General features: G+C 53.0%; 18 protein-coding genes and 1 other annotated feature. Of the genes, 15 read left to right on the top strand and 3 right to left on the bottom strand.

Annotated elements, in window-relative coordinates:
* From KNP60_RS02610 to KNP60_RS02625, 4 genes are read left to right on the top strand one after another with little or no spacing between them, the layout of a single operon-like run.
* On the top strand, positions 1-993 hold the full coding sequence (locus KNP60_RS02610) for an ABC transporter permease (RefSeq protein WP_251131333.1): 993 nt from the start codon (positions 1-3) through the stop codon (positions 991-993).
* Positions 990-2066 carry an iron chelate uptake ABC transporter family permease subunit gene (locus KNP60_RS02615; RefSeq protein ID WP_214796865.1) on the top strand — a complete coding sequence of 359 codons (1077 nt, stop codon included), beginning with the start codon at positions 990-992 and terminating at the stop codon, positions 2064-2066. Before KNP60_RS02610 ends, KNP60_RS02615 begins: the two co-directional genes overlap by 4 nt.
* Entirely contained in the window at positions 2063-2815 is a 753-nt protein-coding gene (locus KNP60_RS02620; protein WP_058764412.1) for an iron ABC transporter ATP-binding protein, read from the top strand. Before KNP60_RS02615 ends, KNP60_RS02620 begins: the two co-directional genes overlap by 4 nt.
* A gap of 18 nt (positions 2816-2833) precedes the next feature.
* On the top strand, positions 2834-3532 hold the full coding sequence (locus KNP60_RS02625; protein WP_214796866.1) for a ferredoxin--NADP reductase: 699 nt from the start codon (positions 2834-2836) through the stop codon (positions 3530-3532).
* Positions 3533-3535: 3 nt separating this feature from the next.
* On the opposite strand, the gene KNP60_RS02630 is transcribed toward KNP60_RS02625, so the two are convergent.
* Positions 3536-4114, bottom strand: a complete 579-nt coding sequence (locus KNP60_RS02630; protein WP_214796867.1) for an anthranilate synthase component II — start codon at positions 4112-4114, stop codon at positions 3536-3538.
* Entirely contained in the window at positions 4111-5442 is a 1332-nt protein-coding gene (gene trpE / locus KNP60_RS02635) for an anthranilate synthase component I (protein ID WP_214796868.1), read from the bottom strand. Before trpE ends, KNP60_RS02630 begins: the two co-directional genes overlap by 4 nt.
* A 43-nt stretch (positions 5443-5485) precedes the next feature.
* Here trpE and KNP60_RS02640 point away from each other — a divergent pair, with 43 nt between their 5' ends.
* A complete protein-coding gene (locus tag KNP60_RS02640; RefSeq protein WP_214796869.1) occupies positions 5486-6058 on the top strand; it encodes a DUF3885 domain-containing protein in 573 nt (190 codons plus the stop codon).
* Positions 6055-6287 (bottom strand) — a binding site (T-box leader). It overlaps the preceding gene by 4 nt.
* A 73-nt stretch (positions 6288-6360) precedes the next feature.
* Here KNP60_RS02640 and KNP60_RS02645 read toward each other — a convergent pair.
* Positions 6361-6642, bottom strand: a complete 282-nt coding sequence (locus KNP60_RS02645) for a hypothetical protein (RefSeq protein ID WP_052090159.1) — start codon at positions 6640-6642, stop codon at positions 6361-6363.
* 180 nt (positions 6643-6822) lie between these two features.
* Here KNP60_RS02645 and KNP60_RS02650 point away from each other — a divergent pair, with 180 nt between their 5' ends.
* The 10 genes from KNP60_RS02650 (at position 6823) to KNP60_RS02695 (ending at position 25466) form a co-directional block, all read left to right on the top strand.
* The gene (locus KNP60_RS02650) at positions 6823-7197 is read left to right on the top strand and encodes a nuclear transport factor 2 family protein (protein ID WP_034778866.1); all 375 of its coding nucleotides are present in this window, start codon (positions 6823-6825) and stop codon (positions 7195-7197) included.
* A gap of 153 nt (positions 7198-7350) precedes the next feature.
* The gene (locus KNP60_RS02655) at positions 7351-8676 is read left to right on the top strand and encodes an Ig-like domain-containing protein (RefSeq protein ID WP_214754086.1); all 1326 of its coding nucleotides are present in this window, start codon (positions 7351-7353) and stop codon (positions 8674-8676) included.
* A gap of 760 nt (positions 8677-9436) precedes the next feature.
* Positions 9437-11842: an Ig-like domain-containing domain gene (locus KNP60_RS02660; protein WP_214763491.1), complete on the top strand. Its 2406-nt coding sequence runs from the start codon at positions 9437-9439 to the stop codon at positions 11840-11842.
* 223 nt (positions 11843-12065) lie between these two features.
* Positions 12066-12566, top strand: a complete 501-nt coding sequence (locus tag KNP60_RS02665; RefSeq protein WP_214796870.1) for a hypothetical protein — start codon at positions 12066-12068, stop codon at positions 12564-12566.
* A gap of 71 nt (positions 12567-12637) precedes the next feature.
* Positions 12638-14581: an asparagine synthetase B family protein gene (locus tag KNP60_RS02670; RefSeq protein ID WP_214796871.1), complete on the top strand. Its 1944-nt coding sequence runs from the start codon at positions 12638-12640 to the stop codon at positions 14579-14581.
* 262 nt (positions 14582-14843) lie between these two features.
* Positions 14844-16919: a bifunctional metallophosphatase/5'-nucleotidase gene (locus tag KNP60_RS02675; RefSeq protein ID WP_214796872.1), complete on the top strand. Its 2076-nt coding sequence runs from the start codon at positions 14844-14846 to the stop codon at positions 16917-16919.
* A gap of 197 nt (positions 16920-17116) precedes the next feature.
* Positions 17117-19804, top strand: coding sequence for a glycosyltransferase (locus KNP60_RS02680; RefSeq protein ID WP_214796873.1), 2688 nt, complete (start codon positions 17117-17119; stop codon positions 19802-19804).
* Between the two features lie 10 nt (positions 19805-19814).
* Positions 19815-20141: a hypothetical protein gene (locus KNP60_RS02685; protein WP_034778855.1), complete on the top strand. Its 327-nt coding sequence runs from the start codon at positions 19815-19817 to the stop codon at positions 20139-20141.
* Positions 20142-20223: 82 nt separating this feature from the next.
* Complete coding sequence (locus KNP60_RS02690) at positions 20224-23295, top strand: CgeB family protein (protein WP_214754076.1); 3072 nt, start codon at positions 20224-20226, stop codon at positions 23293-23295.
* Positions 23292-25466 (top strand): glycosyltransferase, encoded by a 2175-nt coding sequence (locus KNP60_RS02695; RefSeq protein WP_214796874.1) that lies wholly within the window; start codon positions 23292-23294, stop codon positions 25464-25466. Before KNP60_RS02690 ends, KNP60_RS02695 begins: the two co-directional genes overlap by 4 nt.
* The last annotated feature ends 93 nt before the right edge of the window (positions 25467-25559 follow it).

Here is a 25559-nt window from a genome sequence, read left to right on the forward strand (position 1 = left end):
ATGACAGCAAGGGTTGAGACATTGTCTCAGCCCTCCTTTTCTAACATATGGACGAAGTCCTTTATCGTAGCAATGCTTGTGGTGTTCATATTGGCGGGCCTTTCGCTCGTGACCGGCGTCTATGACATTCGTCAAGAAGGTGGGTCGGACATGTTTTGGATCACACGCGTCCCGCGTACGAGTGCAATCATGTTGACCGGTGCCGCCATGGCGATGTCGGGGCTCGTCATGCAACTGATCACACAGAACCGTCTCGTCGAACCGACGACGACAGGTACACTCGAATGGGCGGGGCTCGGCCTGCTCGCTGTGTATCTGCTCGTCCCGGCTCCGACGCTCATGATGCGGATGACGGGGGCAATCGTCTTTTCATTCATCGGGACGATGGTCTTCTTCTGGTTTCTGCGTTCGGTCAAACTCCGCTCGTCGTTGATTGTCCCGATTATCGGACTCATGCTCGGGGCGGTCGTCTCGGCCGTGTCGACGTTTCTCGGTCTATTCTTTCAAGCCAGCCAGACGATCGAAGGTTGGTTCGTCGGGTCGTTCGCATCAGTTCAGGTCGGACGGTATGAATACTTGTGGCTCATCATCCTCGTCACGTTCTTCATCTTCATCCTCGCGAATCGCTTGACGCTCGCTGGTCTCGGCGAGGACATCGCGACGAGCTTAGGCGTCAATTACAATCGTCTCATCTTGATTGCGACGGGATTGATCGCGCTCGCGGTCGGGGTCGTGGCGACGGTCATCGGTAATCTGCCGTTTCTCGGGCTGATCGTCCCGAACATCGTCTCGATGTTTCGCGGGGACGACCTCCGCAGCAACTTGCCGTGGGTATGCGTCATCGGGATGGGAACGGTCCTCGTCAGCGATTTGATTTCGCGGACGATTATCATGCCGTTCGAATTGCCGGTATCGCTCATTCTCGGTACGGTCGGGTCAATCGTATTTATCGTAATTCTCTTGAGACAACGGAAGACGGGAGGGGTACGATGAGCACACTTATTGAAAATAAGACGAAGCATCGGGAAGCATACGATGTTGATGGTCGGTCCGTGCATACAGACGATCGGTGTGCGACGGCGTTCCGTTCGAAACGAGAACAGCGCCGCTATTGGTTGTTCCTGGCCTTCTTTATCGTCGGAGGACTGTTCTGTGCGTTCGGGTTACTCGTCTACAACAATCCGGTCCCGTTCGACTCACCGTCGTTCGTCCCGGTCGTCGAGCGTCGGGTCGTCGCCGTCATCACGATGGCGATTGCCGCGCTCTGTCAAAGCTTGGCGACGGTCGCGTTTCATTCGGTGACGAACAACCGCATCATCACACCATCCTTGCTCGGGTTCGACGCGCTCTACTCGACGATTCAGACGAGTATGATCTTCTTCTTCGGGGCGGGTGCGCTAATCGGCTTTTCGGGAACCGGTGCCTTTTTGACCCAGGTTGGCCTCATGGTGCTCATGAGTCTGCTCTTGTACGGCTGGCTCTTGTCCGGGAAATACGGCAACCTGCAACTGATGCTTCTCGTCGGGATTATCATCGGGACGGGATTGAATTCGGTGTCCTCGTTCATGCGACGCATGCTCGCGCCGTCCGAGTTCGACGTCCTGCAGGCCCGTCTGTTCGGATCGGTCATGCATGCCGATGCGGCCTACTTCCCGATCGTCATTCCGATTGTGATTGTCGTCGGGACGTTGTTGTATAGTTTCTCGAATCGCTTGAACGTCGTCGCACTCGGCAAAGACGTGGCGACTTCGTTCGGGGTGAACCATCGCCGGAGCGTCATCTTTACGCTCGTCTTGATCTCGCTTCTTATGTCGGTATCGACGGCGCTGATTGGACCGTTGACGTTCTTTGGATTCTTGGTGGCGACGCTCAGCTATCAAGTGGCAGCGACGTACGATCATAAATACGTGTTTCCGATGGCGTTCGCGCTTGGGTTCTTCGTGTTGACGAGCGCGTATTTCTTTATGTATCACATTCTCAATACGCCGAGTGTCGTGTCCGTCATCATTGAACTGTTCGGCGGCATCATTTTCTTGGCAGTTATCTTAAGGAGAAAATCGCTATGATTCAATTGGAACAAGTACAAAAATCGTATTCGGATAATGTCCAAATCGGACCAATCAATCTCGACATCCCGAAGGCCGGGTTCACGTCGTTGATTGGACCGAACGGGGCTGGGAAATCGACGACGCTCATGATGATCGGCCGTTTGCTCGATTTAGACGCGGGTCAAATCCAAGTCGCCGGGATGGACGTGTCGAGCACGAAATCGAAAGATTTGGCGAAAATCGTCACGATTTTACGGCAAGAGAATCATTTCGTGACGCGTCTCACCGTCCGTCAGCTCGCGGGTTTTGGACGTTTCCCGTACTCAAAAGGGCGGTTGACGCAAGAGGATGAACGGATCATCTCGAAATATATCGACTTCCTCGACTTGACGTCGCTCGAGCATCGCTATCTCGATGAATTGTCGGGCGGACAGCGCCAACGGGCGTACGTCGCGATGGTGCTCTGTCAGGAGACGGAATACGTGCTCCTCGACGAGCCGCTCAACAACCTCGATATCGCTCGCTCGGTCCAGATGATGGAATACTTGCGGCACGTCGCCGACGAGTTTGGACGGACGATTGTCACGGTGCTCCATGACATCAACTTCGCGGCGAAATATTCGGACCGCATCTGTGCGATGAAAGACGGGAACATCGCCGCCTTTGGTACGGTCGAAGAGATTATGGACGCCGACATCCTATCTGACATTTTTGAGACGAAACTGGAGATCATTCAAGGACCGTATGGACCGATCGCGGTCTATTAATAGAAGGAGGGGATCAGCATGCAGATTTATTGGACACCAATTCAACAAGTCGTGCAGGAAGCGCGAGACACCTACACGTTCAAACTGGATCTGCCCGAGGGCTTCACGTGGGAAGAAGGGGCGCACACGCACTTCGCGCTCGAAGGATTTAACAAGGAAGATCGACCGAACCGGACGTTGATTCGGCACATGTCGATCTCGACGTTGCCGCATGAAGGCGCGATCGGTATCACGACTCGGGTCAAACCGGAATGTTCGACGTTTAAATCAATCTTGCGTGACATGAACATCGGGGACAAGGTTGCCATCTTCAAGACGCATTCGAACGTGCCATTGAAGCGGGAAGGGAAGAACGTCTATCTGTTATCGTGCGGGGTCGGCATTGCGACGTTCCGCCCGCTCGTACTCGCGTATTTGGCGAACGGGGAAGGTGTGCCGCACCTCCACTCGTTGAACGTCGACTCGTCGAAAGAATATTTGTTTAACGATGTGTTCGCGTCAACGAATGGATTCACGGCCGAGTTCGTCGACAATCGTCCGGACTATTACCAGCTGGTCGAGACGCTCGCCGCAGACAAAGACGGACTGTTTTACCTTGTCGGCAGCGATGACTTCTTGCATGAGACGATTGCCAAATTGCGTCAAAATGGCGTGACGCCGGACCAAATCGTGCTCGACAAACATGACTTCCAAATGGAAGATTTCTTGAAGGCCTGACGCTCAGACCGAGGACGCGTTCCTCGGTCTTTTTGCATGGCACAAGTCGACGAAGCGCTTGAACACGTCACGTCCGTTTGGCGTTCCAATCGATTCGGGATGGAACTGGACACCATATGTCAGGTGCTCGGGATGTTCGAGCGCCATGATGACCTCGTCATGCGTGCGAGCGGTCACGACGAGGTCCGTCTCCAAGACGACGAGCGAATGATAGCGCATGACCTCGCTCGGGTTCCCGTCGAACAAGACGCTCGGGGTCGTCTCAATCATAGACGTCTTCCCATGCATGACCTGTTCAGCCCGTCCGACCGTACCGCCGAACGCCTCAGCGATGACTTGATGTCCGAGACAGACGCCAAGAATGGGGATGGTGCCGGAAAGAGAGCGGACGACGTCGAGCGAGACATCGGCATCCAGTGGGCCACCTGGACCCGGAGAGATGATGATGCCAGCCGGATTGAGGTCGCGGATCGCGTCGATTGTCAGTTCGTCATTGCGGACGACCAAGACGTCGCTGAACCGGGCGACATCTTGATACACGTTATACGTGAACGAGTCGTAGTTATCGATGAGTAGAATCATGCGAACACCTCCAGTAGGGATTTGGCTTTATGCAATGTCTCTTCATATTCCGAGACCGGATCTGAGTCGTAGACGATACCGGCACCCGCTTGGACATAGGCCGTGTCACCTTGCACGACCATCGTCCGAATGGCGAGAGCAAAATCATAGCCGCCCCGGACGTCGAGATAGCCGACGGCCCCGGCATACACTTCGCGCTTCACCGTTTCCAATTCGTCGATCAGCTGCATCGCTCGAATCTTTGGGGCGCCCGAGACGGTACCGGCCGGGAGACAGGCCCGCAGCGCGTCAATCGGATTCAAGTCGTCGCGCAGTTCACCTTCGACCTCGGAGACGAGATGCATGACGTTTTTGAAGCGCTCGACTTCCATCTGTTTCGGTATCGTGACCGAGCCGACTTTGGCGACCCGGCCGATGTCGTTGCGACCGAGGTCGAGGAGCATCCGGTGCTCGGCGAGTTCTTTCTCGTCTTGAATGAGATCAGCAGCGTGACGCACGTCTTCTTCGATTGTCTTGCCACGGGGGCGGGTGCCGGCGATCGGGTTCGTCGAGACGCGATTTCCCTCGACGCGAACAAGACTCTCTGGTGACGCCCCGAGGATGATCGCCTCGCCTAGGTCGATATAGAACAAGTACGGACTCGGGTTCTGTTTCCGGAGCGTCCGATAGAAATGGAACGGGTCGCCGGTGAACGTCGCATCGATTCGTTGGGATAAGACGAGTTGGAACACTTCACCGGCAAGGATGGCTTCTTTCGCCTGCAAGACGCGTTCGACGAACTCCTCTTTGCCGGTCAACACGCGTTCACTCGTGCGGACGACGGGGGCAAGTTCGTGTGTCTTCGCTGTCTCGAGGGCTCGTTTGACGTGGTCTAGCCGATTTGTAGCATCATCATTTCCAGTGTCGATCACGATGACCTGCTCTTCGACATGATCATAGAGAACGACCGTCTCATATCGTTGGAACAAGGCGTCCGGCAAACCACGCGTCTCGCTCGGGGTATTCGGGATCGGTTCATAGACGCGCTGCATGTCATAGCCGATATAGCCGACGGCACCGCCGATGAACGGATAGGGGGCGTCCGGTGTGTCCCGCGCAACCAGTTCCGACAACAAGGCGAGCGGATCTTCCGTGTGCATCGTGCCGGATGCGTCGGTCACTTCGTTGCCGTTGGCGCGAATCGTCTCGACTGGGTTCGAAGCGATGATCGAGTAGCGGCCGTGCTTGCCTTCGGCGCGACTCTCGAGCAACACTTTCCGTTCTCCTTCTAATCGATGAAAGATTGCCACCGGTGTCAGTTCGTCGCCGTTGATGATGAGTTGTTTCATATCGATAACCTCCTTATAATTTGAGAGAAAAGGGGAAACTATGATGCACATCTTAAAACCGAATCAATTCTCAGGAGATGCGCTCACTGAGCACATCGAGCTAGAAGAAGAATTAAGTCCGTTTCTCGATCAATCGGATGAGTTGAATCAAGCGTATTTCGATGCCGTGATACGAAAAGCGAAGGGGTTGTTCGACACCTTGTTTCCGAACGGTGAGGGCTTCACGCTCGTGTATCATGTTTATGGTGATCACCCGGGCAACACCGGTATGTTTCGATTGATTCGCGACAAATCGCTCCGCTTTCAGACGGCGTTGATTCGTTCCGAAGAAGAGGAGGAGACGCTCTGGACGTATATCGTGCCGATTGCTGATCGAGACCAGATCCGGATGTCTCGTTTGTTGGAGGCGATTTGTCACCAAGACTTTCAACCATTGAGACCACGACTGCGTGGCTGGGCCATGTCGTATCCTGCCGTTCAGTTCATTCATCAGGAAGCAGGACATGTACTATTTGTTTATGATGACCGTGGTGCCTATATCCGCGGGACATCACCCGAACACCTCCAAGCAATCAAACAAAAAATCTCCTCGTCCTTCATGCCCGATCGGACATGAAGGACGAGGAGATTTCCCCGTGTTGCCACCTTCGTTGAGAGACTTCGCGCCTCCCCACTCATCGCGAACCATCATTCGCTGTCCTCGGTAACGGGAGGACCCGTCAGAGCCTACGTATCGGTCTGAACGCTCAAAAGCCCATTCACGTGCAACACGTCACCGGTTCACATCGACCACCGGCTTTCTGGAGACGTATCTTCACGCTACTCTTCTTTCTCATCGCGAGTTCGTATGAATGTTATCGTTACTTTAACGGGCTGAAGTCAGAATGTCAATATCGAAACTGTCAGAATGATTAAGGCTCAGGAATGTTTTTCTATCTGGCGCTCGGTCTTCCGTTTACTGAGAAACGTATAGGCGATGAGAAACGAGGGAATCGGGAAAAGCCAATTCCAAGACGATGGAGAAGTGAGCGTCCCGTAGTACACGAGGCCCATCGTCATTTCAATTGCGAGATTGAGCACCAACGTGATGAGCGGGGCGATATAAGCCTTTTCGAATCGTAACGCGATGAGGACACCGGTCCCGATGGTGAGGATAGGGACGATGACGAGTTGCCAGATGAACGGGTCGATCAAATCCATAAGCATCGTCCTTTCTAAATGGGATAAATTGTATATTGATAAGTATACAGGGAATAGGGGATAAGAAAAAGAATAGTACCGATGTGGTTACGTACAATCGAACAATTGAGACGGCCATTACGAGTGGGACGACTCGAGCATACGAGTATGTTATGATGGACGCGAAAGGTAGGTACATCAATGGAAACAATCAACTTAAAACAACTTTCTGACGAACGGGCCGCGCTTCAAGTCAAGGGCGACCTGGACGCGATGCGCGGCATCATGCACGACGAGTTTCGTTACGTCGACTCGAGCGGACGTCAGTTCGATAAAGAAACGTTTTTAGATCAGTTCGTCGACCCAGCGTCGGTCCAGTGGATCACGCAGGAGACCGTCACGTTCGACGAGACGGTAGCAGGCGAGATCGCCCTCGTGCAACTATTGCTTGAAGAGCGTTTCATCCTCGGAACGAACGCCTACGAAGGCCGGTTCTGGGTGCTGCATGTCTATGTGAAAGAGAACGACACGTGGCTTTGGCAAGGCGGCCAGGCGACGATGATTCATGAAGTATGAGAGGGAGGACTGCTTTGGTACATCCAAAGCAGTTTTTTTTATGAAATCATTCACCTGATGTTTAAAAAAACGAACTTTTTATTAGAGATGTTATTACAATAAAATAGGGAAACCAACCAAAATAATGATAAACCTAGATAATGGAGGAAAGTCATGAATCATTCATCGTATTTAAAGTTGTTCTTAGCCGGTTCGCTCATCGTCTCGCCACTCTTGCCGCTTCAAGCACAAGCAGAAGGCTCGACGACAGAAGAGCCACCGGTCGTCGAGACGGTCGACGTCACGGCGCCACTTGCACCGGTCGTCTCGACACCGCTCCACACGTCGAAATCAATCGTCATCGAAGGCGAGGCCGGTACGACAGCTTTGATTGGCATCAACAGCAAAGTGTATACGCGCGTCGTCACAGAGGCAGGAACGGCTCAATTCAACATGAGCCCGCAGTCGGTCGGAAAAGTCATCTCGGTCAGTTTGCGTGACGCTGCCGGAAACGTCAGCGAGACGACACAAGTCGTCGTCGCGGTCGATCCGGCCGCACGTCCGGCGACGCCGAAAATCGGCACAGTCAACAGCACGGCCCGTCACATCGTCGTGACCGGCACACCGGGTGCAAAATTGACGCTTCAAGTCGGGAACGCGACGTACACGGCACGTTATGACGCGAAAGGCGTCTATCGCCGCACGACAGCGGTCCTTCCAATCGGCACGGTCATCCGGGCGACGACAGTCGACGCGAAGGGGGCGACGAGCCTCACGCGCTCGACGAAAGTCATCAAAGACGGTCGTGCCCCGATGCGTCCACGCGTTACGCAGAGCGTGACGACGACCGCAACGGCAATCACTGGTACGGCCGAAGCGTATGCAACTGTCTATGCGAAGATCGGGACGAAGACGTATAAAGCCCCAGTCATGTCGACCGGGAAGTTTGCCATCAAGATCCCGAAACAAAAACTCGGACAACCGATTGAGTTGTATGTAGTAGACGGAGCCGGCAATAAAGGCGGCGCCCTCAAGCTCGGCGTGCAACATGCGCTATACAACAAGTTCTATCGTTTGCCTGGCCAAATCACGCTTCATAAAGAAGTATTCGATAGCGAAGGGGACGTCCGCTACGCTGAGACGTTTGCGCCTGTCTTCTTCGGGAAGCCATCAAAAGCGAATATGGCGTTTCTCGTCGACATCGAATCAGACGAAGGTTACCTCGATATGGAGACGCTCCGCATCCAAGTCGGCAGCAAGTCATACAAAGTGAACATTGACCCGGAAGAGGTCGAGTACATGGAGTATGAGGATGGTTCGGTTGGGGAGTGGTACATCTTTGAGCCGGATGCAAAACTCATTCAGTTCATCAAAACGAACGTCCGTCCACAGAACCGGATCATCGTCACGGTGGAAGGCAGCGAAGGTGTCGTCAAATGGCCGCTCTACGCTGGCGAGAAACGCGCCTTCATCGAATCACTCAGCTACGCTGGATATTAAAAAGCAATACTTCAGATCGCCCTTCTCAGGAAGGGCGATTTTTGTGTGTGATTATTTAGCAAAATGACAATACAAGAACCATACTCCGATTTCTCGATAACCATTTACTGGATATTTTCTGTCGTATTGAAGAAAAAACGTCTCACCGGCTATGAATCGTCCATATTCATCTGACCCAAAAGTCCTATTCGAAAAGCGTAATTCGTGTCGGACGAATCAGTAGAAGTTCTGAATTGGTAATAAATTGGTTTATTAAAAAACATTACTCACATAATTAAATGTAAATTAAAGGTAATATAGGTTTATTAAATGTAAAATCCAAAACGATAACTGGAAATTATATTTTAAGTGTTCATTTCATAAAAATCGAATCTGATGACAGAAGTCTGATCTTGATTAAAATCATTGATAGCGCTTACTTTGTTGATTTTATGCTATTTTAATCACACTGGTAATTCTGGATGGGCGTCTTGAATATTCTAAATAAAAATACGAAAATGCATTATCATTTCCCTTTTTCGATAAAAAGTCGCTTGTTTCAATTGGAAACGTTATGTATATTATGGATGTAAGCAATCTGGGACGATGCATAGGCTAAAAGTCAATGTATGGTTTTAGATACCTGTTTTTGTATGACCCAAGTCCTATCGATGCTATACATAACTCATGGCAGTAAGGGTGCCTTGAGGCGTGATCGAGAGGACGAGGGGGAGTCGAAGACGCAGAAATCGCATTTTACCAAAGGGAGGATTTAAACAAGATGGCAAACAAAAAACAATTTGTCACGGCAGCGGCAGCGTTTGCAGTGACAGCGGCAGCGGTCGCACCAGCAATGTCGGCTTCAGCGGCAATGCCTGTCGTCAAGCTCAGCTCGGACTATGTACGTCAAGGGAACTTGGATGCAGCGCTTGACAAGACGTATCACGGATCAGAGATCCACTGGTACAAGTCTTCAGTCAACATGAACAAGCTCGGTGTCTTCCAAACGGCGGTAGGTTTCGTCAAAGGGAAGGGCATCAAAGTTGAGAAGCGCGTTCGCGTTTTGAACTACGCTCAAGAAGTGATCGGACCGAAAGAAATGCTCGTCTTCGAAAAAGGACAAGCCGTCTCAGGTATCCGCTCGCAGCCGGTCAAATTCGCAGACCGCGTCTACATGAAGCCGGGTTCATGGTCTGGTATCGACACGTCGCAAGTCGGCGAGTTCACTGCGACGTTCACTTACTCGAACAAAGCGTATGGAACGGTTTCGAAATCGTTCAAGTATAAAGTCGTCGAGTCAGCACCGATGGTATCAAGCGTCGAGTTGCTCAACGCCAAAGAACTTCAAATCAACTTCTCGAAACCGGTTGACGCGAGCACACTTCTTTATAACGGCATGCTCAAAGATGGAACGGTCGAAATCGATCACATCCCAGATGCGCAACGCCTTAAAGGACTGCGCGGCACACTCTCGAAAGACGGCAAAACGCTCGTCGTTCGCGCCGAGAAGACATTCGACGGCCGTTACGCCGTGCTTGCCAGCTCGAAGATCAAAGGTCTTGACGGCAAAGATCTCGTACCGTTCAAAGGAATCTACACGCTCACAGATAACGTGCGCCCAGTCCTTAACGATCCTGAGTACCTTGAAAACAACCGCGTGAAGTTCACGTTCTCTGAGCCGGTCAACGTTGACTCAGAAGAAGCGCTTGAGAAGAAACTTGAGTTGACAGACGCTTCTGGCGCTGGCTACAAAGTTGATGTCGACAAGCTCTCGTGGGACGGTAAGTCGTTCATCCTTGACTTGTCAGACGCTCAGTTCGTCGCAGGAAAAGATTACAAGTTGACGCTCGTCGGTCTCCGTGACTTCGCTGGCAACTTCATCACACCAAACCCAGTGACGAAGGTCGTTCAGAAGAAAGTCGTTGACGGTGTAGCACCTGCAGTCGTCGGCATGTCGTCTTCGAAACCGGGCTACCTCACAGTGACATTCTCTGAGGCTGTCTATGTGGATCGTTACAACCATGTTGCGAAAATCACGCTTACAAACGGTGACATCGAAGCTGACCTTGACGACAACGCATGGCTCGACGAGTCAGGCAAAGTCCTCACTGTCCGTGACAGCACGTTCATCGGTCAAATCGACGTGAAAGTTTCTGAGTTCCGCGACCTCGCTGGCAACTACGGCGCAGCGTCAACGAAACTCGTCAACTTCACAAACGATGCGACTGCACCGACTGTGACTGGAGCAGAAGTGAAAGTCATCGACGGCAAGAACCACCTCGTCCTCACGTTCTCTGAAGAAGTGAACGCGCTCTACGATGGTGAGATGGTCGGTTCGTACATCACGCCGAACGGTGTCGAGAAGAAAGTCAAAGCATGGACAGACGCTTCGTACTACTCGAAGAACCAAATCAAGACGCCGATCTCGGATCTTGAACTTGGAAACTACTCGGTCACGCTTCCGAAGAACCTCGTAGAGGATGTCGTCGGCAACGCGAGCGCGGCTCAATCAATCAAGTTCTCAATCACATCGAGCCCAATCGAGAAAGAGAAGCCGACGTTCGATGGCTACTACTTCCAAGAGAAGGACAACAGCACACTTTACCTCAAGTTCAGCGAGAAACTTGACCCATCATCACTCTACTTGGGCAACTTCTTGATCGAAGGCAAAGCGATCGCTGAGAAAGCCGTCTTCACGAACGAGAAACGTGACGTCATCAAGTTGACGCTCAAAGAAGGCGCGATCCAGACATCTGGTAAATACGCGTTCACAATCCAAAACGTTAAAGACGTGGCGGGCAACGTCATGGATACACTCGCCTTGAACGAGAAGTTCGCTGAAAACGACCTTCCAGGTCTCACTTCGGCAGTTCTCACGTCGAACAACGTGTCAGGCGACTACGCGATCATCACGCTCACGTTCGATGAGTCGATCGCAGACTACTCAATCGAGGACGGCTATGAAGACTTCAAACTCTTCGTCGGCGACCAAGACCTCGCGAAATCTGCGAAAGTCTCAGAAGTCATGGGATCGCAGTCGAACCAAGTCAAAATCACGGTTGACCGTGTGTTGACTCCGGCTGAGACGGCTCAAACGCTCACGCTCAAACCAGGTGCTGCGTTCGAAGTCCTCGACCTCGCGAACAACAAACACCCATTGTTCACTTCGGTGAACATCGCTAAGTAATTAGCGCTGACATTTATTGACCCTCCCTTAGGGTTAAATAGAGCAAAGCCTTCGGGCGGAGCCATCTTGAAACCGGTAGCGTTTGACGCTGCCGGTTTTACTATGTAGTAAACTGAAAAAAATACATATTAATCCCAATAAATTATGGAAATTTAAAACAAATAAGGTATTATTATATTGGTTCTATTTTCTTTAGGAATAATATATAATTTGGAGGGGTATTATGAGTCGTGCACAACGGAAACAGAGACGAAAGTTCCAATTTCTCGTCAGGACGTTCGTCTTGGTCTGTCTGATTTTATCTGGCGTCATCTATCAACAAAACCAAGAAGCCGAGGCGAAAGTGAAGCTTCATGCGTCTACCTTGGGAAACGATTTGCGATTTAGCGGGATGGCGCTACGGTTAGATGCGAAAGGCCTATACATACACTCGAACAGCAGTCATAAACCGATGGGCTTCACAGGGGCCCAAATCGACCCGAAACGTGGGACGATCATCGTCCGTCGTGATCGCGGCGATTCGGTCGTCTCTATCATTGCCGAACCGGACGAGACGCTCACGAAACGAGGCATCACGATCGGGGCTTCTGGTGGCGGGAGAGTGACCCATTTGTATTTATATCAAAACGGTGTTCAGCTCAATTTGGCTAAACCGGCTGACTATGCAAAAGCAGCGGGTTCTACCTCTAATATTTGGATGACCATCATCAGTCAATCTCGATGAGTTACCGGCACGTCCGGTGCTCATCTTTTTTCGAGTCGAGGCAAGAATTTACTATAGAATGAGGGAAAACGATGCAAGCTTATCAACGTGGATTTTTAATGACGCCGACACAGACCACACGTGACGGGTGGGATATGGTCACTTTGCCGAACGGTGACTTCTTTTACTATGACCCAATCACTCAGGTCGACTTGATTCAAAATGGAAATCGGTGGATGCTCGCTATGGGGGATGTCATTGACATCCGAGCGATGAAGCGTGACCGGATGAACTTGCTTGCGCGACTGAGCGCAGAAACGACGGAAGCGTTTCATGAGTCACTCGACTTCATGGGCGGTCGTTATGTGCTCATTCGTGGCGACGAGGCATCCGTCCGGCTCTACCACGATGCGACAGGGATGCGCGGCGTCTACTTCACGACAGAAGCGCCGCTCCGGGCCGCCAGTCATTTAGAGCTGTTGCAAGAAGACGTCCAGTCCGCACCGCACCCGCTCTGTTCAAGCGAGTTGCGTCAACACAACCATTACCACTTGCCGGGTCACTTCACGATCTATGAGACGATCCGGATTCTCGTTCCGAACCATTTCGTCGATGGGTCATGTGTGATGACCCGTTATTATCCACGGCGTCCGCTTGAATCGCTACCAGTCGAGGCGGCGATCGAACCGCTCCGGACCTGGTTCGACAACCAGTTGCATCAGCTGTTCGAGACAGACGAACGCATCATCTTCTCCCTCACGGCCGGGATCGACAGCCGTCTGTCGCTCGCGCTCCTGAAACCGTTCCTCGCAAACATCGAGGCGTTCACTTACCAAAACGTGGCGCACGTCGAGTCGCTCGATATCGATGCGGAAGTCGCCACGATGATGGCGCGCGACCTCGGATTCGCCCATCGTATCATCCCGGTCGACGGCCGAGCGTTCGAACAAGCGGACGAGACAAAACCGTTTCGCGATATGATGCGCCAAAGTGTGACGTCAAATCACGGTCATGCCCACGCCTATGAATATATGAAGCTGTACAACGACCGGCCGACGCGACATCTACGGTCGAACATCCTCGAGATCGGTCGTGCCTTTTACCGGAAAAACCGTACCCTCCCGGCCGAGTTCACCGTCGAAGGCGCGATTCGTTGCTATTCATGGAAGTCGCGGGAAGATGACCGTGTCGTCGCGTTATGGACGTCTTACGTTGAAGCGGTCGGGTTGACCGAGGCGACGCTCCACGGCTATGACCCGTACGACTTGTTATATTGGGAGTACCGGATGGGCATGTGGCACCAGCAAGTGCTCGCCGAGAGCGACGTCGCTTTCGAGACGTACATTCCGTTCAACGCCCGGGCCATCCTCGAGTTGTTCCTCGCGCCTGAATATGGGGACCGTCTATACGCAAAGCTGTTCTATGAAGTGATCGGTCATGAGTGGCCGGTGCTCGCGTTCTGGGGCGTGAATAAACGAGACACGATGCGCGATTATCTGCATCCGACGCTCGACCAAGACTGGATGCCGCTGAACGGGGTCATCACGAGCGGACGGTTGGACGAGTCGACGATCCCACTGAACGTACGTCGCTTGACGACGAACGTGTCGTATCATCTTGAGGCGAACGCGATGAAAAAAGGCGATCACATGGTCTACACGCAAATTCTACCGACGAAATCAGGACAGACGTATCGCTTGAACTTGAACGTGCTCAACCCGTTCGAGAAACGGTCGTCCCTTGGCTTAGGACGGATGCGCTACGAGATTTGGGTCGACGGGGTCTTGTACTTGTCCGAGGATATCGCGGCCTGGGGCGGCCCGAACCAAGTATGGGTCGAGTTCGATGCGACGGCTGAGACGACCGAGTTCATGGTCCGGACGGTCGCCCTCCGTGACTGTGGACCGAACAAATGGGGCGCGGCCTCAAAGATGCAACTTGAGGCGCTGCGTCTTCAAGAAATCGAGCACGGTCATTTGAAGGCTGGGGCATCGAGTCCGTTCACACAAGTTCATGAGTTGATTGAAGCGGAGTAAGGCTTTTTGCCTAACGTGTTTCAATTTCCAAGGAATCCCTCGATGTTGCAGTCGGGGGATTTTTTGGAAAAGATACACGGAATTAACGAAAAATTAATTGTATTTACTAGTGGAATTGGATATGTTTAGAGAGGAGAGTGGTCTCTGAAACGATAGGTCTGAAGACGGAATAGGGAGCAAGGCCAATTGTACTCCGTCAGACATTGTAAGCGCTATCATTCGTTTTAGTTCTGCTTCACCACATTTGAAAGGGGAAAATCAAATGCTCACACGTAAAACGAACAAGTTGTACGCTTCACTCGCTGTGGCGGCCATCACCGCTTCATCGATCGTTCCGGCAGCGACAGCTGACGCGGCACCGAAAGCGAAGACGGTCAAACTGAAAACGGACTTCGTCCGCGGAGGGGACCTCGACGCGTCACTCGACAAGACATACAAAGGGGCCAAGATTCACTGGTACAAGTCTTCGGTCAAGATGAACAAACTCGGTACATATCAAACGGCGAAAGGAATCGTTCTCGGCAAGGGGTTGAAAGTCGAGAAGCGCGTCCGCGTTTTGAACTATCCGGTCGCCATCGAGCCGGCTGAAGCACTCTCGTTCAAACAAGGGGAAAACGTGCCGAGCGCACTTCGTCTCGATGTTCGCTTTGCGAACGGTACAGTCGAGCGTCTCGTCCGCGTCCATGGCATCGATACGTCAAAAATCGGATCGTTCACGGCACATGCGAAGTTCACGAGCAACGGCCGCACAATCGAAGCTGAGCTTCCATATTCGGTCGGTGGGAATACAGTATCATTCATGCACACGAACGACACGCACGCTTCACTCGACTTGGCGCCGAAACGCGCGACAGCCGTTAAGCAAGTTCGTGCCGAGAAGCCGAACGCTCTCTTGATCGATGCGGGGGACGTATTCTCAGGTTCGCTCTACTTCAACAAGTTTGAAGGTATGGCTGACTTGAAACTCATGAACTACATGAAATACGATTTGATGACGCTCGGAAACCACGAGTTCGACCTCGGCGGCGACGAAGACGGCAACGCAGAGCTTGCCAAGTTCATCCGCTATGCGAACTTCCCGTTCGTCAGTTCGAACCTCGACTTCTCAGCTGATGCGAACTTGAAATCGCTCTACCGCGATGCGGTGACGGACAAGCCATACAACGGTCGTCTCTATGAAGGTGTCATCAAAGAAGTGGACGGCGTCAAAGTCGGATTCTTCGGTCTCACAACAGAAGAGACGGCTGACATCGCCAGCCCAGGCGACACGCAATTCCAAGACTACATCGCGGAAGCAAAAGCAGCCGTGGCAGCGTTCGAGGCAGCTGGCGTCAACAACATCGTCGCGGTCACGCACTTAGGCTATGATGACAACCCAGCGGTCGACAACGATCAAATCCTTGCGGAAGAAGTTGAAGGGATCGACGTCATCATCGGCGGACACTCGCACTCGTTGCTTACGAAACCGGTCGTGAAGAACGCGGATTCGGATAACCCGACCATCATCGTCCAAGCGTACCAGTACAGCCAATACCTCGGCACACTCGACGTCACGTTCGACCATGACGGTAAAGTCGTCGCACATGAAGGTTCGGTCATCGACGTGTCGAAACTTGAAGCAGACGCGAAAGCGACGCAACTCCTCGCGCCGTTCAAAGAAGATGTCGACGCCTTGAAAAACCAACCGACCGGCGCTACAGCGACGGCAGCGCTCACGAACCCGCGTACGAGCGACATCGGTAACACGACAGGTGAGAGCGTCCGTAAAAACGAGACGGCGCTTGGTAACTTGATCACAGACGGTATGCTCGCGAAAGCGAAGACGTTCAACGCGGACGTCATCGGCGCGATGCAAAACGGCGGCGGCATCCGTGCAGCCATCGATGAAGGGGAAATCACGATCGGCGAAGTGCTCACGACGCTTCCGTTCGGCAACACGCTCGCCATCGCTGACCTCACTGGGACAGAGATTTACCAAACGTTCGAGCGCAGCGTCGGACCACTTCCGAGCGAAAACGGCGGTTTCCTTCACGTGGCTGGCTTGAAAGTGACGTACGATAGCTCGAAACCGTCAGGCGAACGCGTGACAAAAATCGAGTACTTGAAAGACGACGCATACGTCCTCGTTGCGAACGACACGACGACATATAAAGTCGCGACGAACGCCTTCACGGCGAAAGGCGGCGACGGCTTCGAAGAACTCGGCAAAGCTTATACAGAAGGACGCGTTCAAGACCTCGGTCTCTCGGACTGGGAAAACTTGCGTGACCATGTGGCCGGTCTCAAAACCGTTGAGCCGAAAGTGGAAGGTCGCATCGTCGACACAGCAGCAAACTAAGCAGTTTCACTCTCCTGATTTTTTCAGGGGAGTGTTTTTTTGTTAATGGTCGTGAAAGTCGGGTATACGACAAGAGGGACGGGTCAATGGATTGTCATCTGACTGAAATTGCTTGCCTATCTGATATTTGATACTATGACAGAGGGTGTAGGTGTGAAGCCTACGATACGACATGATGAAAGAATGAGGCGAATTTAATGGATGTAAGACGATTATTGTCCGACGTTCAAGCGCACACGAAATGGGTACGTGCCGAACGGGAACGGATTTCACAAAAAGAACCACTAGATGAAGGCGATGTCGTTCTCATCAACGACTTGCCGTCTTTGACGAAGAAAGCCCAGCTCCCGTATTGGGACGACGCCAAACTCGAAGCCTACCACACGGCTCTCGAACAAGAATGGGACACGGCGTCCGAGCGATTCCCGAGCGACGTGGCTTCATTCCCGTCGTCGAACGGAACCGCGTATTACTATAAGAAGAAACTCATCGACGTGGCGTTCGTCGGACCGGTCGAACGGGCCGAGACGTGGCGTAACGTCTGCAACATCCATACGTTCAGTACGGTCACCGAGTTTTTAGAGCTCGTCAATTCAAACGTAAATATCGAGTTCCTGATGATCAGCCCGATTCTTCCAGGAGAAGCGGCGACAAGTTTTGATCATATGAGCACACCACGATCGCACTCGCGTGAATGGCTCGAAAAACTGATCAAACAAGCGAACTATCGGGACATCCCGACCGTGTTCCATACCGAGGTCGATACGAACCATTACGCTCGTTTTGCATCACTCGCGGCAAAATGTGATGTCGTCTTTACGGCCAACGAAGAACGGGTTCAAGATTACACGGAACTGTGCAACCATGACCGTGTCTTCGTCATCAAGCCGTTCGTCAACCAATTGCTTCACAATCCGATCGGGATGACGCGCCCGCGTCTGAACGATGTCCTCGTCACGAACGAGTTCCCGATGCGCAACGTGTTCATGGACGACGTCAACAAATTGATGGACGGTGTGTTAGAGACGGACCATCAACTCTTTGTGACGAAGTCGAACCGTGATCAACATACAGAAGTCGGCGAGGCGTATCGTCCATATCTCGTCGCCAGCGAGACGAACATGGATGACTTGAAAAAATCGGTCGACTGGATTCTTCATGTCAACGAAGTGAAGAACAGTCCGACTTACTGCGCCCAAGAGATCTATGATGCACAGGCGCGCGGCAATCTCGTCTTGACGAACTATAATATCGCCGTCAACAACGATTTCCCGAACGTGTTCATCGCGACGGGTCGTTTGGACGCAAAACAAATCTTGAACATGTTCAAGACAGAAGACGAGATGGTCCGCCAGCAACTGTCTGGTGTTCGCACGGTTATGGGCGGCCATACGCTACACGACCGGTTTGAAGAGATGTTGTTCGCGCTCGGACTCGAGACGGAGACGCTCGGGGCACGCCCTGTCCTCGTCGTCGGCTCGGGTGACGAGTCGCGTCTCCAAGCGATGATCGACGCACAGACTTATGCGAGCGTCCGTTTCCGCATGGCGGACGCCGTGACCGAGACAGATTTACAAGAAGCGGCGTTCGTCGCGTTCTTTGACTCGGCCTATACGTATGAGGCGTACTACTTGGAAGACATGATTAACGCCTTCAAATACACGGACGTCTCGTTCGTGACGAAAACGGCCTACTTCGACGGCGAGACGTTCGTCTCGGGCCCGGAACATGACTATGTGACGGACGTGACCGACGTCCACCGTTCGGTGTTCGTCGCCGAACAGTTGTCGCTCAAAGAAGTCGCGACGCGGACGCTCAAAACGCGCACGTTACCAGGTTATGCGATTGACCGATACGAGCTCGTCAAAGGCGAGGTCGTCGTGACGCCGAACGCACCGCGTGACTATAAACTGTCTGTCGTCGTGCCGGTATATAACAACGGCCGTTACTTGTATAACAAATGCTTCTTCAGTTTGAAGCGGAGCTCGATGTTTGACGACATGGAAATCTGGCTCGTCGACGACGGTTCGACCGACAACGAGACGGCTCGGTACGTCGAGCGCTTGGCACGTGAGCACGCGAACGTCTACACGTACTCGTTCGCGGATGGCGGCAGCGGTAGTGCCTCACGCCCCCGTAATAAGGGCGTCGAGCTTGCGACGACTCCATATATCGCGTTCCTTGATCCGGATAACGAGGCGGTCAACGACGGCTATCATGAGCTGTATCAGTTGATGACACGCGAACCGGGACTCGACCTCGCCGTCGGCAGTATGTTGAAGCTGTCGAACCGTGAGGCGATGATTGAACTCGAAGGGCTTGAAAAAGATGGCATTCGCATGATCGAAGATCCGCGCTCCTACTTGCTCGAGCACAACTTCAAAGTCCAAAGCATCCAAGCGATGGTCATCCGCCGCGACTTCATCGTCGAGAACGGATTGAAGCAAGTGATCGGTGCGGTCGGTCAAGACTCGCTCTTCTTCCAAGAGATGTTCTTGTCGGCAGAACGGGTCGCACTCGTCGATTTGACGATCCACGATTATTACGCGGCCGTGGCCGGGTCGACCGTCAACACGATCACACGCCGTTACTTCGAGAAGTGTCTCTTGCGTGAGACGGCCCGAGCGAAAGCGTTCGAACGTGAAGGTGTGCTCGACGTTTATCGCGAGACGCGCTTTGAACGGTTCTTCGAGCTATGGTATCTCCAGTTCATTCGCCGGTCGCGGGAAGAGGACTTCCTCGGCAATGCGGACCTGTTATATGCCATCTATGAGCAGTTCAAGCCGCTCGAACCGAGAAGCCCGCGCTTCAAACAGTTCATCGATCTGTACGAGAGCGGTCAAAAAAATGAATTGAAACGTCTATATTTCGACGTATTCCGTTGAGGTGACAACCATGAGTGAACAATTGAAACAAGAAAAGAACCTTCTCGAGATGCAGCTCGCTGAACAAATCGAGGAGAACAAACGACTTCAACGTGAATACCGGATCAGGGGTCAACAATACCAACGTCTCTTGCATCGTTATGCCGAACTGCTCTATACGGTAGAGTGGATCTCGAAAGAAGTCGAGAAGGCCGATAAACGCTATCACCAAATGAGTCGGAAATTTACTCAAATCAATCGTAAATATCAAAGTTTGACACAGTCTAAAGTCGGCAAAGTACTCCTTAAAGTGCGGGCCATCCGAAGCCGCGTCGGCAAAATCGTCAAACGAAAATGACCAACCGGGAGCGACATGTGATATGTCGCTTCCTTATTAGTGAAATCGAGGGGAACATCCCCGCAGTTTGGAGGAAAGACATATGGGTTGGCAAACGAAAGCACGTCGTGCGGCACATCTTGGTTTACAGCGCTCACGTCGCGTCGGGAAACGAATCATCAATAAGACGCGCAATCGCGTGATTTCCCGTAAAGGGGGACCGATCGTCCCGAATTGGTATACCGCATCGAATGCGGTGCACTTAGAAGGAGCGGACGTCATCGTCTCACGGCCGGAAGCGGTCGCACTCGCGTACCGAGCAGATGGGAAAGAAGAGGCGCTTGACCTCAAGCAAATGTTCTCAAAATCAACTCGTCATCTGCACGTCCAGTTTCGGGCGAAGGCGACAGGAGACGTCAATCCCGTCGTCAAAGTGTCGCTCTACCAACGGAACAAGCACTCGCGTGACGTGTTCGTCTACAATCAGGCACCGACCGACATCGCCTTGCTCGCGAACGAGACGCGAGTCCGCTTCGCCATCGAGACGGAAGGGAAAGGCTCTTATAGCGTCATCGAGTTGAACGTCAACGGTGTCTCGCTCTGGGACGTCGAAGGTATGGCTTACCATATGCAAGACGCTGATTTCGACTATCGCATCGATTTGACACCAAAACAGCTCGAGTTGATCTCGGCGATCAACCGCGTCGTCGACTTCGAAGACGACAAACTGTTGCTTCACGGCGTCGGCAGCCAGTACGTCCATTTCGGCGTCGGCGAGTCGGCGCTCCCGCACGTGAACACGAAACGTGCCATCGATTTCCCGCTCGGGGACATGGACGATGACGTCTATCGTTTCTATTTAAAAGGAGCGGTGACCGGCACGGCGAACGCTTCCCTGTTCGTCGTCACGTACACGGCGGACGGCCAAGACCAAATGATCGAGGTCCCGCTCGGGCTGAGCGGCATTATCCGCCTGACACCGAGCCATACAACGGTCCGCTATTTCGTCCGTTTCTCAGGTCACGGTGAGCTCCATGGATTGAAGCTCGGTATGGTCCGCGAGAAGAGCGTCCGTCGCGAAGAAATCCTGTCGCTCAAACCATCGATGTGGACGGTGCCGACGCCGGATACGATCAAACTGAAACATAAACACGACCAGCTCGTCGTCAAGTTGAAGACCGGGGAAGGCAATCGCCGTTACATCTCATACGCCGAGACGAACAACAGCTTCAAACTGTTGCCGGTCGATTTCTTGTTCGACGTCAAATCGAACAGTCGTTACCGGGTCACGGTCGATGGGGAGATGGGCGAAGGGACGAACGTCGTCCTCTATATCATCACGTATTCGACGGAAGGCCGATTGAATATGCAGCAAGTCCAACTCGGTTCAGAGAAAATCTTTGAGTTCGAGAAAGAGGCGCGTCGCCTCCGTTTCGCGCTTCGTGTCGACGGGGACGGGGAAGCGGTCATCGACCGGATTCGTGTCACCGAGGAAATCATCAGCGACCGGACGCGCAGCCCGGAATGGCTCGACGTGCGTGAAGCCCGTCTTTTCCGTGCCGTGCCGCGTGAGCTGCACGAACTGAAAGTCGCGGCCATCTTCGATGAGTTCACGACCGCATCGTACCGTCCGGAATGTGATTTGATCACGTTCACACCGGACAACTGGACGGCCGTCCTTGCCGATGAACAACCTGACTTCTTGATGGTCGAGTCGGCGTGGAAAGGGAACGCCGGGGCGTGGGAGAAGAAAATCGTCAAATACGGCACGAACACGTGGGAAGAACTCGACGGCCTGCTCGAATGGTGCCGTCATAACAACATCCCGACCGTGTTCTGGAACAAGGAAGACCCGATCCACTACGATCGCTTCATCGAGACAGCCAAACGGTTTGACTACGTCTACACGACTGACGAGAACCGGGTCGAGGATTATATCCGCGACTGCGGTCACGACCGCGTCGGCGCGCTCCCGTTCGCCGCGCAACCGAAAGAGCACAATCCGATTCGCTTGCCGGGTACGCGTGAACCGTACGCGTCGTTCGCGGGCTCGTATTACGCGAACCGTCACGAGTCGCGTCGTCAAGATATGGACCGTCTGTTCGCCGCAGCGAACCGTTACGGCCTCGTCATCTATGACCGCAACTATGAGATGAACCAACGCGGCGAGACGGACCAGCTCCAATTCCCGGAGCAGTTCCGTGACTCGATTCGCGGCAGTTTGAAATATAACCAGATCGCGAAAGCATACAAAGGCTTCAAAGTCATGCTGAACGTCAACTCGGTCAACGATTCGCCGACGATGTTCTCGCGTCGTGTGTTCGAAGGACTCGCCTGTGCGACACCGGTCGTCAGCACGCGTTCGATTGGCGTCAAGCAGATGCTCGGCGATTACGTCTTCCTCGATGAGGGCGATGCCATGCTCGACGAGACGTTCAAGAAGCTGTTGACGGATGACGCCTTCTATGAGGACGTCGCCATGCGCGGGATGCGTCACGTGTTGACGTATCACACGTACACGCAACGACTCGCCCAAGTCGTCGGTGCGATTGGCATCCCGTATCGGGTCGATCACGCCAAAGTCGCCATGGTCGCCATCGTCCGCTCGAAAGAAGAGATGGAGCGGGTCGTGTCGATCTATCAAGCGCAAGACTATGCCCATACGCATCTCGTCGTGTTCCTCGACAAGTTCGACGGCTACATCGACGTCTATAACGAGTACAACACCGAGGAGATCTCGACGTTCATGCTCAGCTATTTGACGCAGTACAACGCCTTGTCCGAGATTTTGGACGGCTTCGAATGGATGGCGTACGTCAACCGGGAAGACTACTACGGCCCGTCGTACGTGTCCGACTATATCTTGGCGGCGCGTTATGCCGACGCCAACATCTTGACGAAAGGCGACCATTACACGTTTGACGGGACGCTCGAGAAACAAGACACAGATGCGAGCTATCGCTACGTGTTCGACGCTGTGCCGACACGTTCGCTCGTCAAACCGGCGGCACTCCGCTTCTATAGCGTGAAAGAGGCACTCGACGTGTTGACGAAAGATGCGTCACTCCAAGAACTGGCCCAGTCCGGGGAGCGCATCTTCAGCATCGACCCGTATCAATACGTCAAAGGCGGAGCTAATCTCTCCGACGCAATGGTCCAGGAGGTAACGTTATGACGAAAGCACCGCTCCGCGTCCTCGTCTATGGGGACGTGAACTTGAACTTGATCGACGGGTCGGCCATTTGGCTGACATCCGTCGTTCACATGTTGAAACAAGACCCGTCGATTCACGTCGATATCTTATTGAAACGCTCGATCGTGAAACCGGAAGTGACGGCGTCGATTCGTGAGTTGCCGAACGTCCGTTTCCTCGACGTGTTCAGCGAGACGTCGCCGAAGAAGGACGAACCTTATTACGAGAAGAAAGTGCTCGAGCCGTCTGAGGCGGCCCAGCTCATCCATGAGCTCATGATGAGCGGGTCGTACGACTTGGCGTTCATCCGCGGCTTCCAGCTCGCCTACAACTTGTCAGCATATGAAGACACGATGGCGAAGACGTGGACGTATATCACGGATTTCACCCACGACCATACGCAGGCGTCGGACGAAGAATTGGCCCGCTTGAAACAAATCGCCTCGCGCTCGGCCCGCATGCTTTGCCAGACGTCGGCGATGAAAGATTATTTTGAGACGTTCCTTCCGACAGAGCGTCCGTTCCTCATCTTGAATCCGATGATTCCGAACGTGAAAGAGGCGACGCCATCGTTCACGAAACCGAACGACCGCCTCGTCTATACCGGCAAATTCGCCCCGCTCTGGTATTCGAGCGAGATTTTGACGGCGTTCGCGAAACTGCGTGGCACACATCCGGCGGCCGAGCTTCACGTCGCCGGGGACAAGTTCAATCAAGACCCGAACAACCCGAACTTCCGCAAAGACGTGACACACCGGCTCGGTCACGACCCGGGTGTGACGTGGTTGAAAGGTATCCCGCGCCGCGACGTCGAGACGTTAATCGAGTCGAGTGCGGTCGGCGTATCTTGGCGCCATCCGGAACTCGACGCCTCGCTCGAGCTGTCGACGAAGCTGCTCGAATACGGGGCGCTCGGAAAACCGGTACTGCTCAATCGTAACCCGATGCACGAGCTCATTCTCGGTGCCGACTATCCGCTCTTCGTCAACTCGGAGACGGAGTTCATCGACAAGGCACGCCTCGCACTCACGGACGCCACCATCTATCGTGAGGCCGCCAAGCGCTTGTACGACATGGCCCAGTACTACACGTTCACGAACACGTACGCGCGTCTGCGCGACGAGTTGTGGGCGATGAAGAAGTTGACGATCGTTTTCGCTGGTCATGACTTGAAGTTCTTGAAGCTGTTCATGAAGCAGTTCTCGGAGAACCCGCGCTTCAACGTGCTTGTCGACCAATGGGATGGCCATAAGATTCACAACGTCAACCATAGTAAGGCATGTCTTGAGCAGGCCGACATCATCTTCTGTGAGTGGGGACTCGGCAACGCCGTCTGGTACTCGGAGCATAAGCTGCCGCACCAGAAGCTGATTGTGCGGATTCACCGTCAAGAGAAAGAGACGCCATTCCCGCGCCAATACAACTTGCACAATATCGACAAAATCATCCTCGTCTCGCCGTATATGCTCGAAGAGATGTACCGTCTGTTCCGCATTCCGCGCCATAAGATGACGATGATTTATAACGCCGTCGACGGCAAGCGTTTAGCGCAGCCGAAAGTGAAACAAGATTTGACGTTCCACCTCGGCATGATTGGCGTCAACCCGAAACTGAAACGGCTCGATTTGGCGCTCGATTTGCTCGAGCAGCTGTTACAACAAGACAGCCGCTATAAACTCTTCATTAAAGGACATCACCCGAACGAGATCTACTGGATCAACAAGCGGGAAGAGGAGCGGGCGTATTACGACAAGTTGCTCGCCCGTCTCGAAGAGCCGCAATTCCAATCGAGCGTCCAGTTCGACGGCCACGGCGACGACGTGCCGGAATGGTTGCAAAAGATCGGTTTTGTCCTCTCGATGAGCGATCTCGAGAGCTTCCATTTGGCTCCGGCCGAAGCGATGACGTCGGGGACGTATCCGCTCATCCGTCACTGGACGGGAAGTGAGACAATCTATCCGGACGACGTATTGCTCGAAAATGTGTCCGACGCCGTCGACATCATTCGCTCGTACGCCTACGATTCAGACCGTTTGCTCGAAGCTGCAAAACCGCTTCAAGCCTATGCGTTTGAGCACTTCGCGGTCGAAACACTTGCTAAAAAGCTGGAACAGCTTATACTAGAGGCGTTGTCCGAAACGGAAAAACATTGATTTGTCATTAAAATGTAATTGCTCGGCTGATTTGTTCAAGAGTATAATGAGTATTGTTTTATTGTCGAAACTGAAATAAAATGATGGACATGC

Source organism: Exiguobacterium sp. s5 (genome assembly GCF_018618075.1).
Taxonomy (GTDB): Bacteria; Bacillota; Bacilli; order Exiguobacteriales; family Exiguobacteriaceae; genus Exiguobacterium; species Exiguobacterium mexicanum_A.

What these genes read in the sequence shown, in the direction of transcription:
- KNP60_RS02640 (WP_214796869.1), top strand. Translation starts at nt 5,486, where the DNA reads ATGCACATCTTAAAACCGAATCAATTCTCAGGAGATGCGCTCACTGAG.
- KNP60_RS02665 (WP_214796870.1), top strand. Translation starts at nt 12,066, where the DNA reads ATGAGTCGTGCACAACGGAAACAGAGACGAAAGTTCCAATTTCTCGTC.
- KNP60_RS02615 (WP_214796865.1), top strand. Translation starts at nt 990, where the DNA reads ATGAGCACACTTATTGAAAATAAGACGAAGCATCGGGAAGCATACGAT.
- KNP60_RS02630 (WP_214796867.1), bottom strand. Translation starts at nt 4,114, where the DNA reads ATGATTCTACTCATCGATAACTACGACTCGTTCACGTATAACGTGTAT.
- KNP60_RS02650 (WP_034778866.1), top strand. Translation starts at nt 6,823, where the DNA reads ATGGAAACAATCAACTTAAAACAACTTTCTGACGAACGGGCCGCGCTT.
- KNP60_RS02685 (WP_034778855.1), top strand. Translation starts at nt 19,815, where the DNA reads ATGAGTGAACAATTGAAACAAGAAAAGAACCTTCTCGAGATGCAGCTC.
- KNP60_RS02660 (WP_214763491.1), top strand. Translation starts at nt 9,437, where the DNA reads ATGGCAAACAAAAAACAATTTGTCACGGCAGCGGCAGCGTTTGCAGTG.
- KNP60_RS02645 (WP_052090159.1), bottom strand. Translation starts at nt 6,642, where the DNA reads ATGGATTTGATCGACCCGTTCATCTGGCAACTCGTCATCGTCCCTATC.
- KNP60_RS02625 (WP_214796866.1), top strand. Translation starts at nt 2,834, where the DNA reads ATGCAGATTTATTGGACACCAATTCAACAAGTCGTGCAGGAAGCGCGA.
- KNP60_RS02695 (WP_214796874.1), top strand. Translation starts at nt 23,292, where the DNA reads ATGACGAAAGCACCGCTCCGCGTCCTCGTCTATGGGGACGTGAACTTG.
- KNP60_RS02610 (WP_251131333.1), top strand. Translation starts at nt 1, where the DNA reads ATGACAGCAAGGGTTGAGACATTGTCTCAGCCCTCCTTTTCTAACATA.
- KNP60_RS02690 (WP_214754076.1), top strand. Translation starts at nt 20,224, where the DNA reads ATGGGTTGGCAAACGAAAGCACGTCGTGCGGCACATCTTGGTTTACAG.
- trpE (WP_214796868.1), bottom strand. Translation starts at nt 5,442, where the DNA reads ATGAAACAACTCATCATCAACGGCGACGAACTGACACCGGTGGCAATC.
- KNP60_RS02680 (WP_214796873.1), top strand. Translation starts at nt 17,117, where the DNA reads ATGGATGTAAGACGATTATTGTCCGACGTTCAAGCGCACACGAAATGG.
- KNP60_RS02655 (WP_214754086.1), top strand. Translation starts at nt 7,351, where the DNA reads ATGAATCATTCATCGTATTTAAAGTTGTTCTTAGCCGGTTCGCTCATC.
- KNP60_RS02670 (WP_214796871.1), top strand. Translation starts at nt 12,638, where the DNA reads ATGCAAGCTTATCAACGTGGATTTTTAATGACGCCGACACAGACCACA.
- KNP60_RS02620 (WP_058764412.1), top strand. Translation starts at nt 2,063, where the DNA reads ATGATTCAATTGGAACAAGTACAAAAATCGTATTCGGATAATGTCCAA.
- KNP60_RS02675 (WP_214796872.1), top strand. Translation starts at nt 14,844, where the DNA reads ATGCTCACACGTAAAACGAACAAGTTGTACGCTTCACTCGCTGTGGCG.